Origin of the sequence: Thalassospira sp. MCCC 1A02898, from assembly GCF_001618185.1 — a bacterium.
Taxonomy (GTDB): domain Bacteria; phylum Pseudomonadota; class Alphaproteobacteria; order Rhodospirillales; family Thalassospiraceae; genus Thalassospira; species Thalassospira tepidiphila.
Genome location: NZ_LPXK01000001.1, coordinates 751732 through 763454, shown reverse-complemented (window position 1 = coordinate 763454; position 11723 = coordinate 751732). Strand labels below are relative to the sequence as shown.

At 56.5% G+C, this 11723-nt stretch carries 10 protein-coding genes; 2 read left to right on the top strand and 8 right to left on the bottom strand.

Annotated elements, in window-relative coordinates:
* Position 1: 1 nt before the first annotated feature.
* The 8 genes from AUQ41_RS03505 to uraH form a co-directional block, all read right to left on the bottom strand.
* Positions 2–922 (bottom strand): ABC transporter permease, encoded by a 921-nt coding sequence (locus AUQ41_RS03505; RefSeq protein ID WP_063086754.1) that lies wholly within the window; start codon positions 920–922, stop codon positions 2–4.
* Complete coding sequence (locus tag AUQ41_RS03500) at positions 922–2001, bottom strand: ABC transporter permease (RefSeq protein ID WP_120224104.1); 1080 nt, start codon at positions 1999–2001, stop codon at positions 922–924. Before AUQ41_RS03500 ends, AUQ41_RS03505 begins: the two co-directional genes overlap by 1 nt.
* Positions 1988–3622: an ABC transporter ATP-binding protein gene (locus AUQ41_RS03495; RefSeq protein WP_063086753.1), complete on the bottom strand. Its 1635-nt coding sequence runs from the start codon at positions 3620–3622 to the stop codon at positions 1988–1990. Before AUQ41_RS03495 ends, AUQ41_RS03500 begins: the two co-directional genes overlap by 14 nt.
* Positions 3623–3685: 63 nt before the next feature.
* On the bottom strand, positions 3686–4159 hold the full coding sequence (locus AUQ41_RS03490) for a nucleoside deaminase (protein WP_008888438.1): 474 nt from the start codon (positions 4157–4159) through the stop codon (positions 3686–3688).
* Positions 4160–4527: 368 nt separating this feature from the next.
* Positions 4528–5568, bottom strand: coding sequence for a xanthine dehydrogenase accessory protein XdhC (xdhC, locus tag AUQ41_RS03480; protein WP_063086750.1), 1041 nt, complete (start codon positions 5566–5568; stop codon positions 4528–4530).
* A 3-nt stretch (positions 5569–5571) separates the two neighbouring features.
* Positions 5572–7968 carry a xanthine dehydrogenase molybdopterin binding subunit gene (gene xdhB, locus AUQ41_RS03475; protein ID WP_063086747.1) on the bottom strand — a complete coding sequence of 799 codons (2397 nt, stop codon included), beginning with the start codon at positions 7966–7968 and terminating at the stop codon, positions 5572–5574.
* A complete protein-coding gene (xdhA, locus tag AUQ41_RS03470) occupies positions 7961–9454 on the bottom strand; it encodes a xanthine dehydrogenase small subunit (protein WP_063086745.1) in 1494 nt (497 codons plus the stop codon). Before xdhA ends, xdhB begins: the two co-directional genes overlap by 8 nt.
* 8 nt (positions 9455–9462) lie before the next feature.
* The gene (uraH, locus tag AUQ41_RS03465; protein ID WP_063086743.1) at positions 9463–9816 is read right to left on the bottom strand and encodes a hydroxyisourate hydrolase; all 354 of its coding nucleotides are present in this window, start codon (positions 9814–9816) and stop codon (positions 9463–9465) included.
* 434 nt (positions 9817–10250) lie between these two features.
* Between uraH and puuE the strand changes: the two genes are divergently transcribed.
* Positions 10251–11168, top strand: a complete 918-nt coding sequence (gene puuE, locus AUQ41_RS03460; RefSeq protein WP_063086741.1) for an allantoinase PuuE — start codon at positions 10251–10253, stop codon at positions 11166–11168.
* 17 nt (positions 11169–11185) lie between these two features.
* Entirely contained in the window at positions 11186–11713 is a 528-nt protein-coding gene (uraD, locus tag AUQ41_RS03455) for a 2-oxo-4-hydroxy-4-carboxy-5-ureidoimidazoline decarboxylase (RefSeq protein ID WP_063086739.1), read from the top strand.
* Positions 11714–11723: the final 10 nt, after the last annotated feature.

The window sequence follows — 11723 nt, the reverse complement described above, 5'->3', positions numbered from 1 at the left end:
CCTATTGGGCGGCCCTGAACGCCTGACCGATACAGGCCGGCGCATTCAGTCTGATTTTCGCACGGTCGCTGGAAATAATCACCAGCACGATTACGGTCGCCAGATACGGCAACATCGACATGAACTGGCTGGGCACATGAATGCCCGCACCTTGCGCATGCAACTGCATCACCGAGATCAGGCCAAACATATAGGCCCCGGCAACCAGACGTCCCGGACGCCACGTGGCAAACACCACCAGCGCCAGCGCAATCCAGCCGCGACCGGCTGTCATGTTTTCCGCCCACATCGGCGTATATGACAGCGACAGATACGCGCCACCAAGGCCCGCCATCGCCCCGCCAAACATGGTGGCCAGATAGCGGATCTTGATCACGGAATAGCCAATCGCATGCGCTGAATGATGGGAATCCCCAACGGCCTTAAGAATGAGCCCCGCACGCGATTTGGACAGGAACCAAGCAATCCCGATTACAGCCGCAATTGACAGATACACCAGAAAATCCTGCCCGAACAGGATCGGGCCGATGATCGGAATGGCACTGATGCCCGGGATCGAAAGGGCTGGCAGCGGATCAATCGCAAAGCCGACAAAGCCCGATCCGACAAGGGCTGAGAAGCCAACCCCAAAGATCGTAAGCGCAAGCCCCGTCGCCACCTGATTGGCCATCAAGGTCAGGGTCAAAAATGCAAAAATCAGCGACATCAATGTGCCCGCCACAACAGCGGCCAGAATACCAAGAGAGGCCGATCCGCTCGATGCCGTCACTGCAAAACCGGCAATCGCCCCAACCAGCATCATGCCTTCAACACCAAGGTTAAGCACACCTGATTTCTCGGTAATCAGTTCACCCGATGCCGCCAGCAAAAGCGGGGTCGAGGCGGTGATCACGGTCAGGATAAAGGGAACAATCCATTCCATTATGCGGTTCTCCCTTTTGCCGCGATGGAGCCGAAACGAATGCGGTATTTGGTCAAAACATCACTGGCCAGCAGGAAGAACAGCAAGATCCCCTGGAAAAGCCCGGTCACAGCATTGGGCAGGCCGAGTGTAATCTGCGCCAGTTCGCCCCCAAGATAAGTCAGCGCCATGATCAAACCGCCAAATAAAATGCCCACCGGATGCAAACGCCCAAGGAAGGCCACGATAATCGCGGTAAAGCCATAACCGGGCGAGATGGATGGCTGGAGCTGCCCGATGGGGCCTGACACCTCAAACAAACCGGCCAGACCGGCCAGCGCACCGCCCAGAAGAAGGGTAAACCAGACCATGCGTTTTTGACGGAACCCGACATGGCGGGCAGCCTGCGGGGCCTTGCCGACAACACGTAGCTGGAACCCGATCACCGATTTCGACAACAACAACCAACCGGCAATTACGACAAACACGGCAACGGCCGTACCAAGATGTACACGCGATCCTTCAAAGATGATCGGAAGCAAACCCGCATCCGGGAACGGACGTGATTCCGGGAAGTTGAACCCTTCCGGGTTACGCCACGGACCATGCACCAGGAAGCTTAGAAACAGCGTTGCAACATAGGTCAGCATCAGGCTGGTCAGAATTTCATTGGCATTAAAGCGCGTGCGCAACAATGCCGGGATCGCCCCCCAAAACGCCCCGCCCAGCGCGCCCAGCACAAACATGGCCGGCAGCAAAAGCACGCTTTCGCTGTCATGGAAATAAAGCGCCAGACCACCGCCGAAAATCGCCCCCATGGTCAATTGGCCTTCCGCCCCGATGTTCCAGACATTGGCCCGGAACCCCATGGCAAGACCGACCGCAATGATGACAAGCGGGGTCGCCTTCACGAACAGCTCGGAAATGCCATAGCTGTTATTGATCGGCAGAATGAAAAACGTATAAAGCGCGTCAAACGGGTTCTTGCCCATAAAGGCAAAGATGATCCCGCCGACGACAAGCGTCATAAGGATTGCCAGAACCGGCGACAGATAAACCATCGCCTGTGAATGCTGGCGACGGGGTTCAAGCCTGACCAACGCGACCTCCCTCTACTTGCGTGTTGTTCGCCGGGGTCGCGTTGCCTTCAAGATCATGAAGCCCCCCCATCAACAGACCAATTTCCTCGATGCTGACATCGGCCATCGGACGCGGTTTGGACATTTTGCCCTCCGCCATCACGACCACCGAGTCACAGATGGCATAAATCTCGTCCAGGTCCTGCGAAATCACCAGAACCGCCGTGCCCTTGGCCGCCAGATCCAGCAATGCCTGATGAATGGCACTGGCCGCCCCTGCATCCACACCCCAGGTCGGCTGGGAAATCACCAGAACACCCGGGTCCTGCAAAATCTCGCGCCCGACGATAAATTTCTGAAGGTTACCACCCGAAAGCGATCCGGCCTCTGCCCCCGAACCGGTGGTACGCACATCAAAAGTCTTGATGATGTTATCGGCAAACGACTTGGTCGGGACTTCGCGGATCAGACCGCGTGCCGAAAGCGCCATGCGCCGGAATGCCGTCAAAAACCCGTTTTCCGAAAGGCTCATGTCCGGCACGGCACCATGACCGTTGCGTTCTTCGGGAACGAACGTCGCGCCCAGTCGACGACGGCGGCGCGGGCCGAAATGGGCGACCGACTTGCCATCGATCTTGATGCTATCCGGGGCCGCTTGTTGTTCGGTTTCCCCGGCAAGGGCGCGGAACAATTCGTTCTGACCGTTCCCGGCAACCCCGGCAACACCCATGATTTCGCCACCGCGCACCTCAAGATTAATCCCCTTAAGGTCGGTACCGAACTGTTCATCACTTTCAAGCGACAGATTGGAAACCGCAAGCCGCACATCGCCAAACTCACGGGATTTACCCCGGTCCGGCGCGGTCAATTTCTGGCCGATCATCATTTCGGCCATCGACTTTGCGGTTTCTTCACGCGGGTCACAGCCGCCGACAACCTTGCCACCGCGCAGAACGGTCGCCTTCTGGCACAGGGCCTTCACTTCATGCAGCTTGTGGCTGATATAAAGGATTGCACAGCCTTCATCGGCCAAACGACGCAGCGTCTCAAACAGCTTTTCGACTTCTTGCGGCGTCAGGACCGAGGTCGGCTCGTCCAGGATCAAAAGTTTCGGGTTCTGCAACAGACAACGCACGATCTCGATGCGCTGACGCTCCCCAACCGACAGCGTGTAAACATGACGATCCGGATCAAGCGGCAGGCCATAGGTTTTTTCAACCTCAAGCACCTGCTTGCGCAGCGCATCCATATCGCGCACGTCATTCATCGCCAGCGCAATGTTTTCAAGAACCGTCATGGTTTCAAACAGCGAGAAATGCTGGAACACCAGACCAATCCCCATTTCGCGCGCATCATGCGGGCTCGCGATCGTGACAGGCTTGCCTTCCCAGATCAGCTCCCCCTCATCGGCCTGCAACACGCCATAGATGATCTTTACAAGCGTACTTTTGCCAGCACCATTTTCCCCCAACAGCGCATGGATTTCACCAGGCTCGATACGGAAACTGATATCGTCATTGGCCAGACAGCCCGGAAAGGCCTTGGTTACGCCGCGCACTTCCAATTGCGCAGGCCCACCAGCCCCCTTCACGGTATTTGTCCCGGCTTCACCGGTCGTTGACGTCACTGTTGCCACCCCCATTTAGCGATATGTCTTGCATCCAGCACGCGGTTTTACCGCATAACGCATTGCAGTCAAACGGTCTCAATATTCGATCTTGTCGGCTTTGGCATCCCAGGCGGCAAACACTTCGCGCGCTTCGGGCAAATCGACATGCACAATTGGCAATGAACGATCTTCGATCGGCTTTGCCACCTCATCATACAAAAACTGATCATCAAATCCGATGGCAGCAGCATCTTCACGGCCATTGGCGTAATAGATCTTGTCAAGGCGGGCCCAATAGATCGCAGACAGGCACATCGGGCAAGGTTCGCAACTGGTATAGATTTCACACCCAGACAGATTGAACGTGCCAAGCTTGGCACAGGCCGCGCGAATGGCGCTGACTTCGGCATGGGCTGTCGGGTCGTTCTGGGACGTCACATTGTTCCATCCTTCTGCAATCACTTCGCCATTACGAACGATGATTGCCCCGAACGGACCACCGCATCCCTCATCCATCTTTTGCCGCGACAAATCCACGGCATGGCGCATATGGCCCTTGGCGTCACACACAGCCAATCTCTCCTCTACGAAACCTCTGGTCCGGTTGCCCGAACCACCTGACAGGCCGTCATTGCGCGGCCCTTTATCATTAATATTGCCCTCAAAGAAGGCTTTAGGGTCAGGACCTACTAATTTGGTTCGAATGGTCGCTCAGATTTGTGCGGATACGCGAAGCAAAACCGCAGGAAGATATTTATCTTTCAAGGTTCCGCGACAAAGTAGTCCGTGCAAATCTGAGTGATCCGAAGGACAGAGCTTATATTTGCAAACTCCTGCGTCAAATCCCTTGAACGGGATGCCGACCCGCTTGACGGTATCTTCCTTGTATTTCACAAATATAAGCTCTGCCATTCCAATCAAATTAGTAGGTCCTGACCCTAGCCGTCGCCCAACCCGTCTGATGCGGATTTTGGCATTTGCGTCTGCGCCATCTGTGCTTCACGCACCGATAACACCTGTGCGGCAACCGATGCCGCAATCACCACCGGCTGTTTGCCGGTAATGCCTTGAATTCCAATCGGAGTGGTCAGACGACCGATTTCAACCGGGCTCAACCCCCGATCAGAAAGACGTCGGATAAAGCGTGCACGCTTGGTTTGGCTGCCGATCATGCCGACAAAACCAAGATCATCGCGTACCAAAGCCGCCCGGCAGATCTCGAAGTCAAGCGCATGGTTGTGCGTTAAGATCAAAACATGCGCCCCGGCCGGGATATCGGCGACCTCGGCTTCGGGCTTATCACTTTGACAAACCTGAACGTTTTCGCCTTCCACACCTGCCAAAAATTCATCACGCGAATCGATCAGGTGAATATCAAACGGAAGCGGCGCCAAGGCCTGCACAACCGCCTTGCCAACATGCCCGGCACCAAAAATCCGCATCGGCGTGCGCGCGTCATCAAGCCGCAAACAAAGGGTTTCCACCCCGTTTAACGTCACGATCCCGCCGCGGGCCGCACCAAAGCTGCCCGACAACATCCTGGCATGCGCCCCACTCACCCGGGCGATGTCGCTGCAATCGGTCGGTACGGTCACCCAATGGCCAGCCGCACGGATCGGTGCGGTTTCGATTTCTTGCAAAACCGTGCGCAGCGTTTCTTTCGCCACACCGCGCAACATATGAAAGCCAACCTCGACGGATCCACCGCAACATTGCCCAAGACCGGGACCCAGCGGGAACCGGGCGATCTCGGCAACGGCCATCTTGTCAGCACCCGCGTCAAAACCTTCGCGCACCCGGCGTGTGACCTGATGTTCAAGGTTGCCACCACCAATCGTGCCCGAAATTGCATCCGGGGTAATCAGCATGAAGGCGCCGACTTCCCGTGGCGTCGATCCGCGAATGGCCGCGACACTGACCAGCATCACCGGACCGGGTTCGGACAACAGCCTGATATGATCGCGCCGCGACAGGGTCATGACCTATTCCCCCGCCATCGATTGAGCTGAATGAACCTTTTCGATCATGCGCTTGGCGCAATCGGCCACGGCATGCAAAACCGCCTCGGGCGTTGCCGGGGTATCAAGGGCCGGGACAACCTTGTGGCCGGCGACCGAGGCCACCGCATCGGCAATCGCACGATGCACAGAAATCGCCAGCATCAAGGGTGGCTCACCAACCGCCTTGGAGCGGTGAATGGTTTTTTCAACGTTTCGTCCGGACGACCAAAGCTCCATACGGAAATCTTCCGGTCGATCCGAACATGCCGGGATTTTATAGGTCGACGGCGCATGGGTGCGCAGGCTGCCTTTATCATCCCACCACAGTTCCTCGGACGTCAGCCAGCCCATCCCCTGAATGAAGCCACCTTCAATCTGGCCAAGGTCAATCGCCGGGTTCAAGGACCGGCCGACATCATGAATGATATCAACCCGCGTCACCTTGTATTCGCCGGTCAAGGTATCAATCAAAACTTCGGAACACGCCATGCCATAGGCAAAGTAATAGAACGGCCGGCCCGATGCGCTTTCGCGGTCATAATGGATTTTCGGCGTGGCGTAATAGCCCGTGGCCGACAGCGACACGCGCGCCAGATAGGCCTGCTTGATCAGATCGGCAAAAGCCAGCTCTTCCTTGTCGCCGACAATGACCTTGCCCGGCACAAAGCGCACGGTACTTTCCGCTACACCATATTTCTCGGCGGCAAAGGCAATCAGGCGGTTCTTGATCGTCATCGCCGCATCACGTGCCGCCATGCCGTTCATGTCCGCCCCGCTTGAGGCCGCGGTTGCCGATGTGTTGGGGACCTTGCCGGTATTGGTCGGGGTGATCTTGATCTGATCCAGATCGATCTGGAATTCCTCGGCCACGACCTGGGCGACCTTGATAAACAGGCCCTGCCCCATTTCCGTTCCGCCATGGTTCAGATGAACCGAACCATCCTGATAAACATGGATCAGCGCACCCGCCTGATTGAGGAACGTGGTAGTAAAGGAAATCCCGAACTTCACGGGCGTAAGTGAAAGCCCCTTTTTCAAAACCGGGCTTTCGGCATTGAACGCCGTAATCTCGTTGCGGCGCTTGCGATAGTCGCTGGCTTTCAGGATATCGTCAGTCAGTTCCGAAAGGACATTGTCTTCAACCACCATATGGTATGGCGTCGTATTGCGATCCTTGGTGTCGTAATAATTGGCAATGCGCACATCCAAAGGATCACGCCCGATGGTCATTGCGATTTCATCAATGATGCGTTCAATCGCGACCATGCCCTGCGGCCCGCCAAAACCACGAAACGCCGTGTTGGACACAAGATTGGTTTTGCAGCGGTACGACCGGATTTCGACATCGCCAAGGTAATAGGCATTGTCGGTATGAAACATCGCCCGGTCCGCAATCGCGGCTGACAAATCAGCGGAAAAACCGCAATTGGCCGCGTATTGAAGATCAAGGCCGCAAATGCGCCCGTCATCATCAAAGCCGACATCGTAATCGACAATGAAATCATGGCGCTTGCCGGTCATGACCATGTCGTCATCGCGATCCAGACGGAACTTGGCCGGACGCCCGGTTTTGGTCGCAACGATGGCCGCCAGTGCTGCCCATTGCATCGCCTGCGTTTCCTTGCCGCCAAAACCGCCGCCCATGCGGCGCACTTCGACCGTGACCGCATTGGCCGGGCGGCCCAGCACATTGGCAATATTGTGCTGCACTTCCGATGGATGCTGGGTGGAGCAATGCAGCAACACATCGCCATCCTCGCCCGGAATGGCAAAGCTGATATGGCCTTCAAGGTAGAAATGATCCTGCCCGCCAATCTCCATCCGCCCGGCATGGCGATGCTTGGCGCGGGCCAAGGCCGATTTGGCATCGCCCTGCTTCATCACATGCGGCGGTGCGACGAAAAGCTGCTTTTCCAGTGCCTCGGCAACATCCAGAACCGCGGGCAGTTCTTCATATTCAATTTCGGCCAGCTGAGCTGCCGCACGCGCCTGCGCCCGGGTTTCCGCCGCCACGCAAAAGACCGGCTGGCCATAAAACTGCACGATGCCATCGGGCAGGACCGGCTCGTCATGGGTGTGGGCTGGCGAAACGTCATTGACGCCGGGGATATCATCGGCGGTCAGCACGCAAACCACACCCGGGGCTGAGCGGACCTTGGACAGATCCATCTTGGTAATCTTGCCATGTGCAATGCTTGATGCACCCGGTGCCAGATGCAGTGTTCCGAACGGCTCATTGATGTCATCAATATAGACCGCCTCGCCCGCCACATGTTTCAGGCCGCTATCATGTTTGGAGCTTGATCGCACACCGCCACTCAGTCCCGCGGTCGGTGCAACAACCTCGTCCATATCGGCTTTCAAAACCTGATCAGACATGGGCCGCCTCCTTGCCGACAAGGCGGGTGGCAACGTCCGGCGCATTGGTTTCGATAAACAGCTTGGTCAAAAGGTTCTGCGCCACCAGCATACGGTATTCCTTCGATGCCCGCATATCGGTCATCGGTTCAAACTCGCTGGCCAGTGCCATTTGCGCCGCATTGAGATTGGCTTCATCCCAATCCTTGCCGATCAGGGCTGCTTCGCATTTCTTGGCCCGCATCGGCGTTCCGGCCATGCCACCAAAGGCCGCCCGGAATTCCGAAACCTTGCCGTCATCAATCTTGATGGCAAAGGCCCCGAGAACGGCCGTAATATCCTGATCAAACCGTTTGGAGATTTTATAAGCCTTGAACACCAATCCGCTGTGCGGTTTGGGCACAATCACGCTTTCAACAAACTCACCCGCAACCCGGTCTTGTTTGCCATAGCTGATAAAGAATTCTTCGAGCGGCACTTCACGACGCACATCGCCCATGCGCAGCACGATCTTGGCCCCCAGCGCAATAAGGGCCGGCGGCGTATCGCCAATCGGTGATCCGTTGGCGATATTACCGCCCACAGTCCCGGCATTGCGGATTTGTCTTGAGCCAATCCGGCGTACCAGTTCACCGACATCGGCGGCCACCCGGCCCAGCGCCTCATGCGCCCGGCTATAGGTCACACCGGCCCCGATAATCAGCGCATCTTTGGTTTCGTAAACCGATTGGATATCGGCGACATCGCCAATGTAAATGATCGGATCCAGACGCTTAAGCATCTTGGTCACCCAAAGCCCGACATCGGTGCCCCCAGCCAGAACCGTGGCATCGGGATGTGCAACCAAAAGGACGGCCAATTCATCAGATGTGCGCGGTGCGAAATAACGCCCGGCGGGATGTTCAAGCGCAAGCGTGCCTTCACCTTCGACCATCACAGTCAATTTGGCGGCAATATCAGCACGGCGTTTTTGCTCCACGCTGTCATTGGCGGCGACACCACCCGCCTTGCGTGCAGCCTCGATAATCGGGCCATAGCCGGTACAACGACACAGGTTGCCCGCCAGCGCATCATTGATCGCGCCCCGATCATCCTCTCCGCCATCCAGCCACAGCTGATAAAGGCTCATGACAAAGCCCGGCGTACAGAAACCGCATTGCGATCCGTGGGTATCGACCATCGCCTGCTGAACCGGATGCAGGGTACCGTCCGTGGATTTAAGATGCTCCACGGTCAAAAGCTGCTTGCCATCAAGGGTCGGCACGAACTGGATGCAGGCATTGACCGTGCGATACGCCATGCCGCCCTTGCCATCGGGTTCGCCCAGCACAACTGTGCAGGCCCCGCAATCGCCCTCGGCACAGCCTTCCTTGGTTCCGGACTTGCGCTCGGAAAGGCGCAGATATTCAAGCACGGTCATCTGCGGATCAATATCGCGCAGGCTGCGTTCCTCGTCGCCGAGCAAAAAACGGATATCAGAACGGAAGGATCCGGTCGCACTTGCCATGTCTGCCCTCAGCTACCGCGATAGGTGGAATAGCCAAACGGCGACAGCAACAGCGGCACATGGTAATGCGCCTGCCCATCAGAAATACCGAACCGGATCACGACCTGATCGAGGAATTTCGGATCGGGAAGCTCTGTCCCGCTGGCATCAAAGTAATCACCGGCATGGAAAACAAGCTGATACTGGCCGGGTTTGAAAGAGGCACCCTCAAGCATCGGGCCTTCGGTGCGGCCATCGGCATTGGTCACGGCTTCGGCAACCAAGTCATCATGGCCGTTGCCAAAGCGATGCAGCTCAATGCGGATTCCGGCAGCCGGGCAGCCTTTTGCCGTATCCAGTACATGGGTGGTCAGTCGTCCCATGCCGGGCCTCCTCTCTCGTTCTTTAATTTTATGAGCGGTCGCTTCTCCCCGGGAACAGCATTCTGTTTATGAAGTTTTGTGCCGAACCATTTTTAAGCGATCTAAAATCGTCGCATTACACCCCGTCCGGGGGAAAGAGGCGATAACGTGAAACTATATCAACAAATCTTTGAAAAACGAATAGAACCGTTTCAGGCATTATGAACGGAAACACAGGCAAAACGCTGTGAAAGACCGCGAAAAACGTGGCCCCGATCTGATCCCGTCCAGGAACATTATCAAAACAGCCTTGATAGTGCGGCACGTCGTTGGCCTAGCATCCGCAGGTTTCTTTCTTGCTGCGCTGCGGCCGATGGTTAATGCTACACCAAACAGGCCCGACAACAAAGCCGGGCGTACGGGATCAATCCCACAGAATTCAGGAGAAGGTTCGCATGAACGACCAGACATATGCGCGTGATTTGATTGGTTATGGTGAAAACCCGCCCAAGGCCAACTGGCCGAACAAGGCGCGCGTTGCTGTTCAGTTCGTGCTGAATTACGAAGAAGGCGGTGAAAACTGCATCCTGCATGGCGATCGCGCATCCGAAGCCTTCTTGTCTGAAATCATCGGTGCTGACATGCGCGAAGGCGTCCGCCATATGAGCATGGAGTCGATCTATGAATATGGCGCGCGCGTGGGTGTGTGGCGTATTCTGAACCTGTTTCGTGAACGCCAGATCCCGATCACCATCTTTGCCGTCGCCATGGCCATTGCCCGCCACCCCAAGGTCGGCGAAGTCGCCATGAAGGACGGTCACGAGATCTGCTCGCACGGCTATCGCTGGATTGATTACCAATACATGCCAGAAGATCAGGAACGCGAACATCTTCACAAGGCGATCGAGATCATCAAGAACGTGACCGGCGAACGTCCGCTGGGTTGGTATACCGGGCGCACCAGCCCCAATACCCGTCGTCTGGTGGCTGAAGAAGGCGGCTTTCTCTATGACGCCGACGATTACAGCGACGAACTCCCGTTCTGGAGCACCCAGACCGACACCCCGCACCTCATCGTGCCCTACACACTTGATGCCAACGACATGCGCTTTGCCGCCATGCAGGGCTTCAATTCCGGCGAACAGTATTTCCAGTATCTCAAGGACAGCTTCGACACCCTTTATGAAGAAGGGACCGAAACCCCGCGCATGATGTCAATCGGCCTGCATTGCCGTCTGGTCGGGCGTCCCGGCCGTTTCGCGGCACTTAAGCGCTTTGTTGATTATGTCCAGAGCCACGATAATGTCTGGTTTGCCCGCCGTATCGATATCGCCCGTCACTGGCGCGAACATCACCCGTTTGGCGGCGAATAAAGAAACACAAGGTCCCAATGACAGAAACCACCCAATCCCTGTTTGAAACCCGCCCACCCAGCACACTCGCCGAAAGCGCGTTCGTGTCGCTCTATGGCTGGGTTTACGAACATTCCCCGTGGGTTGCCCATCAGCTTTATGAACGCGGCATCGCCAAAAACCTCGATAACCCTGCGGCGCTTGCCGATGCCATGGCCGCCATCGTCAATGGCGCGGTTGATGATGACAAACTCTCGCTTCTGCGCGCCCACCCGGATCTGGCCGGCAAGCTTGCGCTGGCCGATTTGACCGAGTCATCACAAAGCGAACAAAAGGGTGCCGGGCTTGATCAATGCACGCCGGGTGAACTTGCCCGCTTTACCGAACTTAATGATCTCTATAAACAGAAGTTCGGCTTTCCGTTCATCTTTGCCGTCAAGGGTTTCCATCGCACCGATATTCTCGAAGCGTTCGAGCGGCGCGTGAAAAACGACCCGGAAACCGAATTCAATGAGGCGATTGCACAGGTTCACCGCATTGCCAAATTGCGGCTAGAAGCGCTTTAGGGTTAACCAC

Bases quoted from the DNA above. Each gene is read 5' to 3' on its own strand.
- xdhC (WP_063086750.1), bottom strand. From the start codon at position 5,568: ATGACCCTGTCGCGGCGCGATCATATCAGGCTGTTGTCCGAACCCGGT.
- xdhA (WP_063086745.1), bottom strand. From the start codon at position 9,454: ATGGCAAGTGCGACCGGATCCTTCCGTTCTGATATCCGTTTTTTGCTC.
- AUQ41_RS03505 (WP_063086754.1), bottom strand. From the start codon at position 922: ATGGAATGGATTGTTCCCTTTATCCTGACCGTGATCACCGCCTCGACC.
- puuE (WP_063086741.1), top strand. From the start codon at position 10,251: ATGAACGACCAGACATATGCGCGTGATTTGATTGGTTATGGTGAAAAC.
- uraH (WP_063086743.1), bottom strand. From the start codon at position 9,816: ATGGGACGACTGACCACCCATGTACTGGATACGGCAAAAGGCTGCCCG.
- xdhB (WP_063086747.1), bottom strand. From the start codon at position 7,968: ATGTCTGATCAGGTTTTGAAAGCCGATATGGACGAGGTTGTTGCACCG.
- AUQ41_RS03495 (WP_063086753.1), bottom strand. From the start codon at position 3,622: ATGGGGGTGGCAACAGTGACGTCAACGACCGGTGAAGCCGGGACAAAT.
- uraD (WP_063086739.1), top strand. From the start codon at position 11,186: ATGACAGAAACCACCCAATCCCTGTTTGAAACCCGCCCACCCAGCACA.